This is a genomic window from Seonamhaeicola sp., from assembly GCF_028281565.1.
Lineage (GTDB): Bacteria > Bacteroidota > Bacteroidia > Flavobacteriales > Flavobacteriaceae > Seonamhaeicola.
Window position 1 is genome coordinate 134,089 of sequence record NZ_JANQJQ010000025.1, and the last position, 16,689, is coordinate 150,777.

The window sequence follows — 16,689 nt, forward strand, 5'->3', positions numbered from 1 at the left end:
TGATTCTAAAGCATGATCTTTTAGTTCAATTGAAATTCCTCTAAACTACTATTCTTTTCAGATTTTGTTGTTTTTTTAAATAGTGGGTCGGCTCCAATCGTTCCAACTAAACTGTCTAAGTAAGCTTTAGTCTGCGCCTTTTCGTGGAGCGCTTTAACAGCTTCTAATCTGTTGTTAAGATCCATTTCGGCAACTATAGCACCGTTGTTGGAATCTGCAATATAAGCTTCCAGGTAAGCCATTTGAGATTCGTAGAAACGAATGTCCTTTTGTTGCTTTAAGGCCAGCCTTTCTTTGTACCAATCACTATTTAATACATAGTCTCTATCAAAATATTTACGTAATTCAGGATCGCTAATGTCCTTACCTTCGTACGCACCATATGCCATAATATGTAACAATATTTTTAATGGTGGAATAGCCGCTTCAACACTGCCATCTTTGAAATAATTAATGGCTACTTTTTGTTGTGCTTCCACTATATTGTTGATACCGTCTACATAATCTTCCATTCCCTGAAGTTCAGGTTTTAGCATACGTTCACTAAACACCGCTGTAGGCTCATCAAAGATACGGTTCAGACAAAGCAGATCGAATCTTCTGGTAATCCTGTAACCTAATCTACTTGCCAATACTTTTTGTCCTTCATATTCAAAGTCTTCCAGCTTTTCTAAAGAACCATTAGCTATTAAGTTTTTAGGATCTCTGTCTTCAGGTGTCATTCTGGCCCAGATCTCCGGAATCAATAAACTTACGTCATGATCTATCTTGTTTTCTGCGCCCACATATCCGGCTGCCGTACTAAATCCGTTGGATTCCGTAAGGATATGAGATAATAAGGCATTGTTTAAGTCTGTAGTAGGCGTTAACATATTAAATGGTGCCTTGGTAAGCGCTCCTTCAGAACCGGCTCCGGTTGTAGAAGGAGACTTACCCGTTAAACTACAAACAAAGTCCATAAACAACTCTGGAGTTTCCTGGTAGTGAATCGGGTTGTAAACCGCTAATGGTCTAATACCATTTACTCTGTCTACAGGGTTGTTTCTTCTACCGGGAAGCACAGCATTCACTACGTGAATTACAGGGTCTTCAGGTTTAATTTTTCTATGTAAACGTACGCCTATATCAGATGTATAAGACGCTTCGTTTTCATTATAGAATCTATTTGGTTCCAGATAACGTGGGTTTTTAGTTGGTAAACCATCTTCAATGATTCTTGGGTGCGATGGTAATACAAACTGAATATCGTCATCTTCATTATTAATAATGTCCAGGATGAAATCTTTAACCGGTTGCGTGTACTTATCAAAATTAATAGTGTCTTCGTAGATAGCAATGGCATCTTGTTTGGTCAACATTTCGTAGTTGGTCAGGAATCTGCCATCTGAAATAATATCTAACTCAGCGCCCTTATCATAACCTCTTACGATGGCTTCATCCGGTCTTTGGAACAAGTGCGCCTCACAGTTAATCAATACTTTTACACTAGGATTAGTATACTCCGGATTTAAATCCTTAAGCTCTGCTCTGGGCAATGTTATAGATGCTGAAATATCGTCTTCGGTCTGGATTTTTTCACTTGCGGAAAAGTCCGAACGTAACTTATTAAGCATCCAGGTGCCTTGCTGGTTAAATCCGATACGAACGTAACTACCAACTACCGGGTTGTTATTGTAAATCAACTTGGTTCCTTTTACACCGTTAATGATCTCTACAGACATCATATCTTTCCAGTTAAGGTCGGCACCATGCGCTTGTCTGAATAAACGTTTTACAAATAGTACCAGGGAGCGGATATGAACCGGAATGTTTTCTAACCACTCATTGAATTCATCTGAGTTTTCATCAGATGGCGTCAGTAATTTTACAACAGAACCTAAAGTTCTTTTTTCACTTAAGAAGGATCTGGACTTAGGTCTGTTAGGATCTTTTACTTTCCATCTTGTAGAGTAATCAAATTCAATGATCTCATCGGCTTTTTTGAAATCCTCTTCTATATTGTGAATGTTGAATGTACTATAGGTAATGGCATTTTGCATGGACTTTGAAATCTCTGACTTACCACCACCGGAAACCGTACATGGTTTATGGCAGAAGATACCTTCCGGGTAAGTTTCAACCATACGCCACAGGTTAATAGTTGGGTGTTTTTCCAATCTTAACTTATTACCTGTAGGATGCACATAGGTTTTAAATGGCGACAAGGTTAATTTTTGTTTTTTGCCATTATACTTCCAGCTAATATTGTTTTTATTAATATTGAAATAGGCCGTTTCCGGTACATAAACTATGTTCGGATATTTTTTATCTACCGCATAGTTTTCAGGGAATACGTCTATTCTATCTGCTAATAAGGTTTTAACATCTTCAAAAGTATGGTCTAACCCGTAGCTATCGGCATAATCCTGGCCATTTACGGTATCACCCATGATACGTCTGGCATAGGCAATGGCACCACCGGCATGTTCTTCTTCCAGTCCACCATATAAGTTAGCGGAATAACTTATTTGGGTTTTGATCTCTTTTTTAGAATATCCGTAGTAGTTATCAGCAATTAATGTCACTACCACACCACTTTCATCTCTACAAGTTAATTTAAAAGCGCCACCGTCATTATAAAGTTCATTTTTATCCTTCCAGCACATACCGTCTTTTCTTTGACGTTCTGTAGCGTCATCATAATGCGGTAAGCCTAAATCTTTCTTCTTGAAAGTCTTAAGGTGAGGAGCCAATATAATACATCCTGAATGCCCTGTCCAATGCTCCGTATCTAAAGCAGCATCGTTTTCAGCTAAATATGGGTTGCCGGCATTTCCAAAGATATTTTCAACAAAGTCTAAGTTACTTACCAAGTTTCCGGGGGCAAAAAAGCGAACTTCCAAAGATTTCTTTTTAACAACACCTTTTACTTCCGGACAAACGGTTGGCCTTAATAACATGGATACCATGACTTTGGCCTTGTCTTCCTGGTTGGCGGTAAATGGTAACACTTTTAAATCGTCCGGGGCATTAAAAGCGGCATTGATAAAATGTGCTAATACAATTTTAGGCACTTCTTTTTTATCTAGCGGTACCGGTAAATCACCTTCTACAATATGAAACGTTCCTTTGGTGGTTCTTTTGTCATGTAACGGATTATTTAAGATCCCTTGTTTAAGGCGTTTAGAGTTTACCAGATCACTTTGGAATGAATTTCCGTCCGGTGGTAAACTGGCTTCCCGGGCCTGACCTTTTTTAGAAAGGACAAGGGTGTTATTTGGAAGGGTATAGGATTTGTCAAAGGGAACATCTTTTAAATAGTTGTTGATGAAATTTTGAATCCTGGTATCTGCAGGTGAAAGATGATCGGCTAAAAGCCTTGATTTCTCCTGAATGTTCCTGATTAACCCATTGGTTAATTCTTCAAATTTGGGGTCACAAAATTTTTCCGTGCTGTCTTCTTTGTCTTTGAAGATAGGTTGTCCAATAGATGCTAATTGCATGTTAATGAACTGGATGGTGTCTTTTCTTGATGTTTTCATGATTCTCTAGCTTTGATGGTTGCTCATATCCTTTTATGAAATAATAGGACAAAGTTAGCACCAGAATCTCTTAAAAAACCTGTCAAAAGTCATGTTACCAGTATATTTTTTAAGAAAACGTTTGCGTAAAAAGTAAAGTTAAAAACGTTTACTTAAAAGCATTCAATCCCGTAATATCTAATCCGGTAATGAGTAAATGAATGTCATGTGTCCCTTCGTAGGTGATCACACTTTCCAGGTTCATCATATGGCGCATGATACTGTACTCACCTGTAATGCCCATACCGCCTAAAATCTGGCGCGCTTCCCGGGCAATGTTTAAAGCCATATCCACATTATTGCGTTTGGCCATAGAGATCTGTGCTGAGGTGGCTTTACCGTCATTTCGCAGGACGCCCAAGCGCCAGGTTAAGAGTTGTGCTTTGGTGATCTCTGTGATCATTTCAGCCAATTTTTTTTGCTGCAATTGAAACTGGCCAATAGGCTTGTCAAATTGAATACGCTCTTTACTATATCGAAGGGCCGTATCGTAGCAATCCATAGCAGCACCGATAGCTCCCCAGGCAATGCCGTAACGCGCCGAGTCTAAACAACCCAACGGTGCCCCTAACCCGGACTTATTAGGTAAGAGGTTTTCTTTAGGCACTTTGACATTGTCAAAAATAAGTTCTCCGGTAGCGGAGGCTCGCAACGACCACTTATTATGTGTTTCAGGCGTTGTAAACCCTTCCATACCGCGTTCCACAATGAGGCCATGAATTCTGTCCTCCTCATTTTTTGCCCAAACAATAGCAACCTGTGCAAAAGGGGCATTGCTAATCCACATTTTAGCACCGTTTAACAGGTAATGATCCCCCATATCTTTAAAGTTGGTTACCATACCACCGGGGTTACTGCCATGATCCGGTTCTGTTAAACCGAAGCATCCCATCCATTCGCCGGAAGCTAATTTTGGCAGGTACTTTTGGCGTTGTTCCTCCGTGCCATATTTCCAAATAGGATACATGACCAGGGAGGATTGTACCGAAGCAGTAGAACGAATGCCCGAATCGCCGCGTTCTATTTCCTGCATGATCAAACCATATGAGATCTGGTCTAAACCGGCACCACCATATTCCGCCGGGATATAAGGACCAAACGCCCCAATCTCAGCTAAACCCTTTATGATCTGGGTGGGGAACTCCGCTTTTTGAGCATAGTCTTCAATGATGGGCGATACCTCACGCTTTACCCATTCGCGGCTGGCGTCGCGGACTAATTTATGTTCGTCAGAAAGGAGTTCGTCTAAGTTGTAATAGTCTGGTGCTTCGAATAAATCTGGCTTCATAGGTTTTAAGATTATTCATGTTTATGGCAAATTTATTGAAAATAATTAATTGAAAACAGTGTTTTTTGAGAATTATTTAATTTAACATATGCATTTTCCATGCAAACTTTGCTTACCCTAATATATGTACAAAGAAATAGTAACTTTATAGGGGCTTGTACGGTGTTTAAACGCAACTGGCAGGAATCAACTAAACATGAAATCACATAAATTTTTATGGGCTTTTATTATACTGGCCTTGTACTCTTGCCATGAAGAGAACATAGGGTTCAATGAACACGTGCGCCCTATACTTAATAAAAAATGTATTAGTTGCCATGGCGGTGTTAAGCAATCCGGTGGCTTTGGTTTGGTTTTTAGGGACAATGCGCTGGGTGAAACCAAAAGCGGTAAAAAGGGTATTGTTCCCGGAAGGCCCGGAAAAAGTGAGATGATCAAAAGGATTACTCATGCTGATCCTGAACTGAGAATGCCTCCGGAAGAAGCGCCTTTAACCCAGGAGGAGATCGAAATCCTTACCAAATGGGTAGAACAGGGTGCCGAATGGGAGGAACATTGGGCTTATTTAGAACCCAAAGAACAGCCGTTACCTGTTTCCAAAACCGATTGGGGAAGCAACGGTATTGATGCTTTTATTTTTGATAAACTGAAGATGCATGGCCTTAGCCCGAACGAGGAAGCTAACCCATACGATCTGGTAAGAAGAGTCTATCTGGATCTCATCGGTTTGCCGCCAACCACAGAACAAGTTGAGGCGTTTATACAGGACAATTCTGAAGACAAATATGTGAATATGGTCGATTCGCTCCTCGCATCACCCAGGTTCGGAGAACATTGGGCCAGTATGTGGTTGGATTTGGCGCGATTTGCCGATTCCAGAGGCTATGAAAAGGATCGGAAAAGGAAAATTTGGCAATACAGGGATTGGGTTATAAAGGCCTTTAATAAGGATATGCCGTTTGATACCTTCACCATTGAACAACTCGCTGGAGACTTGCTTCCTGATCCAAGCAAGGATCAATATATAGCTACGGCCTTCCACAGGAACACTATGGAAAATAGTGAAGGCGGCACGGAAAATGAAGAATTCAGAATAGCCGCTTTAATGGATCGGGTGAATACTACCTGGGAAGTTTGGCAGTCTACCACCATGAGCTGCGTGCAATGTCATAGCCATCCCTACGACCCTATTGTTCATAAAGACTATTATACCTCATTAGCGTTTTTTAATAATACTTTAGATTGGGACGGCCCACTTGATGAACCGCTATACAGAGATTATGATGCTATCAATCAGAAAAAAATAGAAGCGGTTAAAGCATGGGTGGCGCAGGTTTCTAATGCAGAAGAAGCCAATAAATGGGAACATTTTATACGTATTCAGGAGCCTATGATCAGGCCTGAAGATTATAAAGAAATATACAAAGCCACTCATAGAAATACTCAGGATCAGGATTTTATGATCGTCTATGACAAGGCTCATTTTAAAATCACAGATTTAGACTTAAGTACTATAGACCGGGTGTATCTGGACTACAGTCAGCGAGGGCCTGTTGCCGGAAAAGTGGTCATTAAAGAAAACGATGCCAGTGGGACCATTCTGGGAGAAGCCACGCTGGGCAAAAGTTGGAATTTTGTTAATATCCCTGTGGCAATTGCCTCTGAATCTAAAAATGCCCATCTCTATTTTGAATTTCAAAGTGACGATGAAAAATATCGGTTTTTACTCAATGGCATACTGATAGGTTATAAACTGCCTGGGACGAAAGACGAAAAATATACTGAGATATATAATAAGATTGATGCGGTTTTAGGAGAGGAACCCGAGCGCACAACACCGATTATGTTTCCAAAACCAGATCCGCTTAGTAGGACGACCCAAGTGTTTGACAGGGGCAATAGATTGGTGCCAACAGATACCGTATCTCCTGATGTTCCAAAACAGTTTAATATAAAAAATATAGCTCTCAGTAACCGCCTGGATTTTGCACAATGGCTGGTTGGCGAGGACAATCACCTAACAGGGCGTGTAACGGTAAACAGGTTCTGGGCCAAATTATTTGGTAAGGGCATTGTACTTACTTCTGAAGATTTTGGAGCTTTGGGCAATAAACCTACCCATCCGGAGCTTCTGGATTGGTTGGCTATTCGTTTTACCGAGGATTGGAATTGGAGTGTGAAAACATTATTAAAGCATATTGTGCTGTCATCCACCTATAAACAAAGTTCCCGTATAACCGAAGATGCTAAGCAAAAAGACCCTTATAATCAATGGTTGGGAAGAAGTTCCAGGGAGCGGCTCTCCGCCGAACAAATTCGGGATCAAGCCTTATTGGTATCAGGTTTATTAAGTGATAAGATGTATGGCCCCAGTGTGATGCCTTATCAGCCTGATGGCGTATGGTCCGTTATTTATAGTAATGATACCTGGGAAACCAGTAAGGGAGCAGATGCTTACAGGCGTGGTTTGTATACGTATTTAAGGCGTACAAGTCCGTATCCTTCCTTTGTTAGTTTTGATGCCTCTAACAGAAATGTCTGTTTGTCCAGAAGAATAAATACCAATACACCACTTCAGGCCTTGGTTACCTTAAACGACCCTGTGTATTTTGAAGCGGCTGTGAATATTGCCAGGGATATCCAAAAACAGGAGACGGAAAGTGGGGAAAGAATAAGTAAGGCATTCCAAAGAATTATGGGGAAACCCATTGCAGAAAAAGATATTGAGGTCTTTTCTGATCTGCTTTCAGAAACCGAAGCTTATTATACGTCCAATAAAAAAGAAGCGCGTCAGCTTGTTGGCTCGGATAATATAGAATTGGCTACGCTTACTATTATGACCAATGCCATGATGAACATGGATGCCTTTCTTGTAAAAAATTAAGTACTATGGATTTATTCAACGAAGCACGTAAACGGGACCTTGAGTACACCACCAGAAGACACTTTCTGAAGCAATGTAGTACGGGTTTGGGAGGCATGATGTTGGCATCTTTAATGGGGCCACAATATGTTTTTAGCGGGAATGATACCGTTAATTCGGGTTTTAATCCTAATAACCTACCTCATTTTCCGGCAAAGGCTAAACGGATTATTTATATGCATATGGCCGGAGCACCATCCCAATTGGAGATGTTTGATTATAAACCGGATTTGGAGAAGCTTAATGGATTGGATTGTCCGCAATCACTGTTGGAGGGTAAAAAGTTTGCCTTCATTCAAGGGACTCCAAAGATGTTAGGGCCTCAGTATAGATTTAATAGATATGGCGAATCGGGAACTTATATTTCTGATTTATTACCACATTTTAGAGAGGTAGTAGATGATGTGACGATTATTAAAACCATGCATACGGATCAATTCAACCATGCCCCGGCGCAATTGTTGGTGCAAACGGGGAGTCCGCTTGCGGGGCGCCCCAGCATAGGAGCCTGGGTCACATACGGATTGGGTTCGGAAAATGAAAACCTGCCGGGATATATGGTTTTACTATCAGGAGGAAAAAGCCCCAGTTCCGGAAAAAATGCCTGGGGCAGTGGATTTTTACCATCAGAGTATCAAGGTGTGCAGTGCAGGAATTCGGGAGATCCCATCATGTATGTCTCTAATCCCAATGGCATGAGCAGAAACATTAGAAAAATGTCCTTAGATGCTATCAAAGCTATTAACGAGAAGCAGTATAAGGAGTTTAATGATGATGAAACCTTATCCAGAATTTCACAGTATGAAATGGCCTTTAAAATGCAAATGTCTGTGCCGGACGTTATGGACGTTTCCAGGGAATCGGATTATATTAAGGAGATGTACGGTGCTAAGCCTGGTGTTTCATCGTTTGCCAATAACTGCTTATTGGCCCGTAGATTGGTGGAACAAGGCGTACGTTTTGTGCAATTATATGATTGGGGCTGGGACATGCACGGTACCAATACGGAAACCTCTTTAAATCATGGACTGGTGGATAAATGTAAACAGATTGATAAACCCATGACCGCTTTAATCAAAGATCTGGACCAACGTGGGCTATTGGAAGATACATTGGTCATCTGGGGTAGTGAGTTTGGACGTACCCCTATGAAAGAAAACAGGGGAGGCTTTGAAAATAAGTTTAGCGGCAGGGATCATCATACCGAAGCCTATACCGTTTGGATGGCCGGTGCCGGGATAAAAAAGGGTTTTACCTATGGTGAAACTGATGAGATCGGGTATTACGGTATTAGAAATAGAGTCCATGTTCATGATCTTCAGGCTACTATTTTAAATCAATTGGGCATTGATCACGAGAAATTTACTTTTGGTTTTCAAGGCAGGGACTTTAGGTTAACGGATGTTCATGGTCATGTGGTAAAAGACCTGTTAATTTAATGGAATTTAGGAGTAAGAGTAAAGAACAAAGAACAAAGAGCCAAGACGGAAGACCAAAGACCAAAGACGGAAGATGCGGTTGGGATTTAGGCCTTTCTTTTTAGAATTTGGTATTTATGATAGTTTGGAGTCTTTGCGCCTTTGCGAGGGAATTCAGTAGGCAGTTGCAGTATTCAGTAAGCAGGTACAACTCTACGTTTTGAAATTTAAAATTTACTTTTCTGTGTCATGCTGAGCTTATCGAAGCATAACATCAACAGGCAATAGCTTATATTTAAAAGGACAGAACAAAGTGCATAGAATCAAGAATCAAGACCGAAGACCGAAGACGGAAGTTGAGATTTGGAATTTGGTATTTATGACAGCTTGGTGTCTTTGCGCCTTTGCGAGAGAATTCAATAGGCAGTCGAAGTATTCAGTAAGCAGTTACAACTCTACGTTTTGAAATTTAAAATTTACTTTTCTGTGTCATGCTGAGCCTGCCTGTGCTGAGTTTAGTCGAAGTATCGAAGCATATTATCAACAGCTTATAGCTATGATTTAAAAGGACAGAATAAAGTGTATGGAATCAAGAGTCCTGACGGAAGACCGAAGACCGAAGGCGGAAGTCGAGATTTAGAATTTGGGATTTATGACAGCTTGGTGTCTTTGCGCCTTTGTGAGAAACCAGTTGGAATTTGGATTTTGGAATTTTCCGGGTTACATTTTTAGATAAAAATCCTTGGTAAGATTAATGTAGTCTTGTGTATACTGATGTCTTTCCGTTTCAATAATTAATGTATCCATTTGGATTTCGCTTTTGCGGAAAGATAATTCTACAAGGCTTCGTTTAATGCCTGAAGCAGGGGTGCCTTTTATGCGCAGTATTTTATTGGGATGAAGGTTGAATTTAACAGCCAATTCTATAAAAGCCGTTTCTTCTTTAAATGGGATCACAACACAAAAACAGCCCTCTTTTGAAAGTAATTTAGCAGTACTTTCTATCAAATGATCAAAAGGCATGGCGTCCTGAAACCTGGCTAGGTCCCTGGAGTTATTATCGGTCTTATAAGTTTCGGAATAAAACGGCGGATTGGAAATGATCAAATCGTAGGTATCATCAATCTCCTCTGCAAATTCTTCCAGCGACGCATGGTAACAAAAAAGACGATCCCCCCAGGGCGATTGCTCAAAGTTATCCACACATTGCTCATAGGCATTAGCATCAATTTCTATGGCATCAATAAGTTCCGTGCGACTGCGTTGTGCCAGCATTAAAGCAATAATACCGGTGCCTGCACCAATATCTAAAACAGAGAACGGATTCCTTTCAATGGAAGCCCAGGCACCTATTAAAACACCATCTGTTCCAATTTTCATGGCACTTCGATCCTGATTAACGGCGAATTGCTTGAAAAGGAAAGGTTTTTGAGACATGTATCTGTTTTAAGAGCAGGGCAATAGTAAGCAATTAATTCTACTTGTTAACAAAATTTTGTTAAAACTTTGTATTTTTAAGAGCCCTAAAGGCGTTATAATAACGTATATTGTTTACGAAAAAACTGGTAGGGTTGTGAAACAAATTGAATATATTCTTGAGAAGTTAAATGACTTGCTGATATTAAACGAAGAAGTTGAGAATGCTTATAATAAAGCAAGTAATAAGGTAACAAATACAAATTACAAAACCTTTTCTAATGAAAGAAGCCAAGAACGTGCTGAGTTTGTTAGGTTGTTAAAAGGTGAATTAAATAAGCTGGAAGCAAAAGGCGGAAATCTTGCTGAAAAAAGAAGGGCCCATGTGGTGAGATTAAATTTCAGGAACTTTCTCAAAATTGAAAACGATACCGAGTTTCTCAGAAAGGTATATGACATGGAATTGTTAAGCCTTAACAAATATGACGAGTTATTGACGCAAATGAATTTGCCCTTAAAGCTATGCAGATTGTTACTTAAACAGCGCGACAATATTCAGGCAAGGCTATACGTCATGGAAAGAGAAAATGAAATTGTGATTCCTTAGCCCTGTATTCACAATTTAAACTTGCTACAAATACAGATCGATCAAACCCTCAGGTGTTTCAACCAAAATTGTTTTATTAGCCCTGTCAACTTTAACAATAAAAGCATCGTTCATTGGGATGAGTATTTCCGTGCCGTTTTTGTCAATTTCAAATAAAGCTTGCGCTGTTGAATCATTGATGGCCGTTATAGTACCTACTTTACCATAGTTTTTATCTTCAATAGAAAACCCGATAACCTCGTGAAAATAGAATTTGTTGCCTTCTAATTTAGGTAGTAATTCCAAAGGTAGATACAGATCGGTTTTTATAAGGCTGTCAGCATCATGCTCGCTATCCACATCTTCAAATTTAATGCGAAGTAAATCCGATTTATGTAATTGGGAACGTTCAACAAAAAAGGGGATCAGGTTGTTTCTCAGGTCTATAAAAATAGCATCCAAATGTTCGTAAAGCTCCGGTTGATCGGTGTCGAGTTTTGCCAGAACTTCCCCTTTAAAACTGTACTTTTTTACAATCTTGCCTAGGTAAAAACAATCGTCTTTTTTCATTGAGAGCGTCATTTTTGTCATTCCCGCGAAGGCGGGAATCTATTTTGTTTGTCATCCTGAACTGGTTTCAGGATCTCACAATAGTTAAGATATGTTATGAGATGCTGAAATAAATTCAGCATGACACAAAAAGTAACCTTTTTGCATAAAAAACTCCGATAGTAACTATCGGAGTTTAAAAGTATAAAAAATTAATTTTTTTATTCTTCTTCGTTTGTAGCTTCGGCTTCAGCAGCAACTTCTTCAGTAGCCTCTTCAGCTTCTTCAACTACAGGAGCTGCAGCAGCAACTCTTGCTTCGTTAACAGCTTTTTCAGCAGCAAGCGCATCCGCTTTAGCTTTAGCATCCGCTTTAGATAATCCGTCGGCTTTAGCTTGAATTTTAGCAGCTTTTTCTTCTAACCAGGCATTGAATTTCCCTTCAGCCTGCTCTTCAGTTAAAGCACCTTTTTTAACACCACCTGCTAAATGATTCTTTAATAAAGCACCCTTGTAAGATAATAATGCTTTGGCAGTATCAGTAGGTTGTGCACCATTTTGTAACCACTTTACAGCACCGTCAACATTTAAGTCAACAGTTGCAGGGTTGGTATTTGGATTGTAAACACCTAATTTTTCTAAGTATCTACCATCTCTTTTTGCACGCGAATCTGCGGCAACAATCCAGTAAAAAGGTTTTCCTTTTTTACCGTGTCTTTGTAATCTGATCTTTACTGGCATAATAATTAATTATTTGAGGTTCCCGACCTCGGTTATTAATGAGGGCGCAAATATACTATTTTTTGATTAATTTAAAGTAAATGATAGATAAATATTGGAGAACTAACAGGCCATTTCCCTGGAAATCATCTTATTTAAGCCAGTTAATGATTTTTCTGAATTTTTATCCGCTGCAAATTTCCTCATAATTTGGTTGGCTATTGCTAGAACTTTATCATTATTGGTAGCTTCCGAAGTGTTTTTAAAATGCCTTCTGACTTTGGCTATAACAGTGGATTTGTATTCGGATAACAGTAACCTTGAAGGTATTTTTTTATACCATTCAACAAATATTGAAAACTCCTGAGCCGTGATATTTTTAACCTGATTTATGGATGTAAGGCGCCTTTTTCTGGTGTTTTCCAATTCAATAGAAATAGTATCTAAATCCAGATGCGTAATATGCTTACTATTTGAAAGTGCTTTATCAATGTTGCTCGGTATGGCTAAATCAATCAAAAGCCTTTCTTTATTTGCGTTGATACTCGTAATAAGATGGTGGCAATTATTGGCTGCGCTGATGATAATGTCGAAATCCTGAAAATCATTTGCAATTACCTTTTTCCAGGGATATAATTCACATTGATATTGGCGGGCCATAGCCACAGCTTTTTTTTCAGTTCTGTTACTAATGTAAAGATTAGAGAATTTGAACTTGGTATTGTATTTAAAAATTTGATGAATAATAGCACCGGCACCGATTAGTAATATCTTTTTTGATCTAATAAAGGCCCTGTCACCATTAGTGTTTTTAATGAAATTTAGAGTTTTATAGGCCACTGAAGTAGTGCCGTCTCTAAAATTAGTTTCGTTACTAATGCGCTTGTGAATTTTAAACGCCGATTGTAAAGCGCGCTCCAATAACGAACCTTGCATTTTAATTTTCATTGAAAATTGATATGCTTTCTTTATTTGATGAATTATTTCGGCATCACCTAACACTAAAGACCTTAATCCGGAAGATACGGTTAAAAGATGTCTTACGGTATGTTTTGTATTGTTGCTATAATTAAAAAGCGCCTTGTTATGCCTGATGCACTGAGCTTTGTATTTAATGAAAAAGTCCCGGATCATTGCAGCAGATGTTTTGCCGGATTCAAAATAAATCTCAGTTCTGTTACAGGTTGATAATATTAGCAATCCTTTTATATCGTCAAACCGGTCACAAACAGAATTTACCAGGGTGCTTTTTTCCTCGTCAGACACATGAAAATTTTCTCTTTGAACAATTGAAGCGGTTTCATGTGAAATGCTTATATGTTTCAGTGACATTTGCATAACAAATACTTATAGTTTAAATATGAAGATATCCCAAACTATGGTGTTCTTTTAAAAATATTGTATATAATTATTCGCCCATAGTTCTAATGTAATTCACTATTAACCATACGTCTTCTTCATCCGGAATTTTCTTTTCGTAATTGGGCATATCATCTCTTCCTATGTAGCTTTTATAAAAAACAGCGCCATCGGATTGACTTTGGAATTCTGCCGTTGAGAAATCTCCAAGATCTCCGTCAACTTCATCGGCTTTGGGGCCATCGCCTAATCCGGTTTTTCCATGACAAGATTTACAATGCTTGTTGTAAAGTGTTTTGCCTATGGCAAGATCTACTGAAGGATCAGTTGGGTTTTTCATTTTCTCGTACTTGGCAGGCACTTTCCATACGTCTTGAACAGGAGTGAAAGCGTAAAACGCAAAAGAAATGAGTCCTATAACTACTAGTGCTTTAATTGTTTTCATCTTTTTAATTTTTAATGTTTTTCAATGATCAGATGTAACCTTGGATGTTTAAAATAATCATTTCGTTGTGTTTTTAATAATTAATTTAAACATGTCGGTTTCATGTTTCGATTCTTTTTTAGTTTATATATTAAGGTAATTTCAAAAATTATACCGCGTTTATATAGTTGCTTGTTGTTCTTCGGTGCTTGTTTCCAATAATTTGCCCTCTTTTTTAATAGAGAATAAATTTTTAATGGTATAGGCATAATTTGCCCAAACACCAACCAACAACACAGTTAATACAATATACATCCAGATGGGTGCTGCTTCGGACCAAAGCGTATTACTTTTTACTTCGTCCTGTTTGTTGAAAACGCCCCAATTCACCATTTTTTCCGTGATCACATTTCCAAATTCATCATGGTCTTCAATAATGGCATAAACAGTAAGATTACCATTAACATCACCCGGAATATCTGTTGGCATTTCAAATTCAAACGTGCCGTCTTCAATAGAGCCTTCTTCTATTGGCATTTTTGAAAGCATTCCGTTTACAGATATTATAATATCAGATTCTTCTATATTTAGTTTAGTGCCTAAACTATCCATGACAAAAGCATTAACAAGCACTGTTTTTATACTGTCAATTTCTTTCAGGTCTAATTCCAGATGTAAATTTTTAACACTTATAATTTCTTCCTGTTCATCTATAGCATCAGTTCCTGCAAAATAAGCTTTTAAGTTGATGTAACCTTCTTCATCGGTCAAATACTCTTGATTTTCAGGGAGTGTTATTCGCGCAGTCCCTTCATTATTGGTTTTTGATTTGCCTAAAAGTAATTCCTGGTCATTAAAAACATTATAGAATTTTATTTCGGCACCAAATACAGGGATCTTGTCCTTTCGGTCCTTTTTATTTCTGGCTATAAAACGCGCTTCAAGTGTCCTGGAATTATCCGATTGTTTGATAGTGCTGAAATAAAACAACATTCTATAATCGTCAACTGTGGCCTCCTGTGAAAAACTCCTTGTGCTTAACAATAACCCAATGATTAAAGCAAATACAGAATATTTATAAAAAGTGGTTTTCATTGTTTCTGATTTTGAGTTAAACTTTTTGGGTTTTTCTGTTGTTCTCTTTCATGGTCAATAATGCCTGACATAGGAATGATAGGAACCAATCGCATCAATAAAATAAAGAACAATATAAAGGCGGCTACGCCAGCAAAACTAAGCGCCCATTCAATCCATGTAGCAGAATAGTGAATGAATTCGGGTCTTGAGTCCTGTATGGGTAAATAAGGGGTTTCTAAAGTAGGAACCACAATAAGGTATCTGTTAAACCATAATCCTAAAACAGCAATCAGAGCCGCAAATGTTATAGATTTTATGGTTCTGAGCTTTTTAAAGAATAGAATAACAATAGGCACTAAAACACCGATGTAGTTGGCAAAAATAAACATCCAGAAATACCTGTTGAAAAGAGTATCCAGTAAATTGATGTCGTGAGTCTTATGACTAAACCACCTAGAAAAATATTCGCTGAATGTAAAATACCCGAATAGCAAAGAGATTACCAATAAAATAACCCCGGCTCCTACAAAGTGTATTTTTCTGATATAATGCTCTAAATGGTAGAATTTACGAATAAGATACATGGCAATAATAATAACCCCAACGCCTGAGTATAAACCCGCAACAATAAAATACGGTGCAAATATAGAGCTGTTCCAACCGGGTTGAAGGGTTAAGCTGAAGATCCAGGCTAAAACAGAGTAGGCAATGATTGCCAGGGCAATGATCATGGCCGACATGGTTCTTGTTATTTTATGCAGTTTTTCACGTTGTGTTGGCGTGTCATAATAGCCTATGGCTAATTTCCTATAGAGCTTTTGCCGCCAGGCCGGAGCTTTTTTGCTATTATCTCTAAGGATTGCAAAATCGGGTATGAACGTTAGGTATAGGTAGATGAAGCATCCTATTAAATCGGTTATAATAGCTATAATGTCCCAGGTAATAGGTGATTGAATCCTTGGGTAAATGAATAAATAATGAAGTCTATCTAACCGGCCAATACAGAGCAAAATAAAAATAGGACCAATAATTAATGAAAGTACTGTTATAATTTCAACAATTCGCATGACCGAATTTTTCCAGGGCGTTTTAAAAAAATGTAAAATGCCTGAAATAAAGGCACCGGAATAACTTAGGCAAACAAAGAAAATAAAATTGATGATGTAAATTCCCCAAACCACATTGTCTCTCATTCCGGTAACTTCATGGCCTTTTACAGCCTGAATTATAAAGGCGGCCAATCCCACTAAAATCACAGCTATTAAGAAACCAATCCAAATTTTTGATGTTTTGGTTGACTTTTTTAGCAAGGGAGAAAACTCTTTGACTAATTCTCTTTTTCTAATTTCTAAATCCATAATGAAGCCCTT

At 38.6% G+C, this 16,689-nt stretch carries 12 protein-coding genes; 3 read left to right on the forward strand and 9 right to left on the reverse strand.

The window, feature by feature from the left end; translation table 11 throughout:
* Positions 1 to 20: 20 nt before the first annotated feature.
* Both Q0983_RS12600 and Q0983_RS12605 read right to left on the reverse strand, forming a co-directional pair.
* A complete protein-coding gene (locus Q0983_RS12600; protein ID WP_299553722.1) occupies positions 21 to 3,521 on the reverse strand; it encodes a hypothetical protein in 3,501 nt (1,166 codons plus the stop codon).
* A gap of 148 nt (positions 3,522 to 3,669) precedes the next feature.
* On the reverse strand, positions 3,670 to 4,848 hold the full coding sequence (locus tag Q0983_RS12605; RefSeq protein ID WP_299553725.1) for an acyl-CoA dehydrogenase family protein: 1,179 nt from the start codon (positions 4,846 to 4,848) through the stop codon (positions 3,670 to 3,672).
* Positions 4,849 to 5,044: 196 nt separating this feature from the next.
* Between Q0983_RS12605 and Q0983_RS12610 the strand changes: the two genes are divergently transcribed.
* Positions 5,045 to 7,732, forward strand: a complete 2,688-nt coding sequence (locus Q0983_RS12610) for a PSD1 and planctomycete cytochrome C domain-containing protein (protein WP_299553728.1) — start codon at positions 5,045 to 5,047, stop codon at positions 7,730 to 7,732.
* Between the two features lie 5 nt (positions 7,733 to 7,737).
* Positions 7,738 to 9,210 carry a DUF1501 domain-containing protein gene (locus tag Q0983_RS12615; protein ID WP_299553730.1) on the forward strand — a complete coding sequence of 491 codons (1,473 nt, stop codon included), beginning with the start codon at positions 7,738 to 7,740 and terminating at the stop codon, positions 9,208 to 9,210.
* Between the two features lie 699 nt (positions 9,211 to 9,909).
* Here the strand turns inward: Q0983_RS12615 and Q0983_RS12620 are convergent.
* The gene (locus tag Q0983_RS12620) at positions 9,910 to 10,626 is read right to left on the reverse strand and encodes a methyltransferase (protein ID WP_299553733.1); all 717 of its coding nucleotides are present in this window, start codon (positions 10,624 to 10,626) and stop codon (positions 9,910 to 9,912) included.
* A gap of 136 nt (positions 10,627 to 10,762) precedes the next feature.
* Here Q0983_RS12620 and Q0983_RS12625 point away from each other — a divergent pair, with 136 nt between their 5' ends.
* Positions 10,763 to 11,212, forward strand: a complete 450-nt coding sequence (locus tag Q0983_RS12625) for a DUF2383 domain-containing protein (protein ID WP_299553736.1) — start codon at positions 10,763 to 10,765, stop codon at positions 11,210 to 11,212.
* A 24-nt stretch (positions 11,213 to 11,236) separates the two neighbouring features.
* On the opposite strand, the gene rimM is transcribed toward Q0983_RS12625, so the two are convergent.
* From rimM to nrfD, 6 genes are all read right to left on the reverse strand, one after another.
* The gene (gene rimM, locus Q0983_RS12630; RefSeq protein WP_299553739.1) at positions 11,237 to 11,761 is read right to left on the reverse strand and encodes a ribosome maturation factor RimM; all 525 of its coding nucleotides are present in this window, start codon (positions 11,759 to 11,761) and stop codon (positions 11,237 to 11,239) included.
* Positions 11,762 to 11,961: 200 nt separating this feature from the next.
* The gene (locus Q0983_RS12635) at positions 11,962 to 12,480 is read right to left on the reverse strand and encodes a 30S ribosomal protein S16 (RefSeq protein WP_299553742.1); all 519 of its coding nucleotides are present in this window, start codon (positions 12,478 to 12,480) and stop codon (positions 11,962 to 11,964) included.
* 102 nt (positions 12,481 to 12,582) lie between these two features.
* Complete coding sequence (locus tag Q0983_RS12640; RefSeq protein WP_299553744.1) at positions 12,583 to 13,797, reverse strand: hypothetical protein; 1,215 nt, start codon at positions 13,795 to 13,797, stop codon at positions 12,583 to 12,585.
* Between the two features lie 70 nt (positions 13,798 to 13,867).
* Positions 13,868 to 14,263, reverse strand: a complete 396-nt coding sequence (locus Q0983_RS12645) for a cytochrome c (RefSeq protein ID WP_299553747.1) — start codon at positions 14,261 to 14,263, stop codon at positions 13,868 to 13,870.
* 159 nt (positions 14,264 to 14,422) lie between these two features.
* Positions 14,423 to 15,337 carry a hypothetical protein gene (locus tag Q0983_RS12650; protein ID WP_299553750.1) on the reverse strand — a complete coding sequence of 305 codons (915 nt, stop codon included), beginning with the start codon at positions 15,335 to 15,337 and terminating at the stop codon, positions 14,423 to 14,425.
* The gene (nrfD, locus tag Q0983_RS12655) at positions 15,334 to 16,677 is read right to left on the reverse strand and encodes an NrfD/PsrC family molybdoenzyme membrane anchor subunit (RefSeq protein ID WP_299553753.1); all 1,344 of its coding nucleotides are present in this window, start codon (positions 16,675 to 16,677) and stop codon (positions 15,334 to 15,336) included. The genes Q0983_RS12650 and nrfD overlap by 4 nt, the downstream gene beginning before the upstream one ends.
* Between the last annotated feature and the right edge of the window lie 12 nt (positions 16,678 to 16,689).

Bases quoted from the DNA above. Each gene is read 5' to 3' on its own strand.
- Q0983_RS12650 (WP_299553750.1), bottom strand. From the start codon at position 15,337: ATGAAAACCACTTTTTATAAATATTCTGTATTTGCTTTAATCATTGGG.
- Q0983_RS12635 (WP_299553742.1), bottom strand. From the start codon at position 12,480: ATGCCAGTAAAGATCAGATTACAAAGACACGGTAAAAAAGGAAAACCT.
- Q0983_RS12610 (WP_299553728.1), top strand. From the start codon at position 5,045: ATGAAATCACATAAATTTTTATGGGCTTTTATTATACTGGCCTTGTAC.
- rimM (WP_299553739.1), bottom strand. From the start codon at position 11,761: ATGAAAAAAGACGATTGTTTTTACCTAGGCAAGATTGTAAAAAAGTAC.
- Q0983_RS12615 (WP_299553730.1), top strand. From the start codon at position 7,738: ATGGATTTATTCAACGAAGCACGTAAACGGGACCTTGAGTACACCACC.
- Q0983_RS12600 (WP_299553722.1), bottom strand. From the start codon at position 3,521: ATGAAAACATCAAGAAAAGACACCATCCAGTTCATTAACATGCAATTA.
- Q0983_RS12645 (WP_299553747.1), bottom strand. From the start codon at position 14,263: ATGAAAACAATTAAAGCACTAGTAGTTATAGGACTCATTTCTTTTGCG.
- Q0983_RS12640 (WP_299553744.1), bottom strand. From the start codon at position 13,797: ATGCAAATGTCACTGAAACATATAAGCATTTCACATGAAACCGCTTCA.
- Q0983_RS12620 (WP_299553733.1), bottom strand. From the start codon at position 10,626: ATGTCTCAAAAACCTTTCCTTTTCAAGCAATTCGCCGTTAATCAGGAT.
- Q0983_RS12605 (WP_299553725.1), bottom strand. From the start codon at position 4,848: ATGAAGCCAGATTTATTCGAAGCACCAGACTATTACAACTTAGACGAA.
- nrfD (WP_299553753.1), bottom strand. From the start codon at position 16,677: ATGGATTTAGAAATTAGAAAAAGAGAATTAGTCAAAGAGTTTTCTCCC.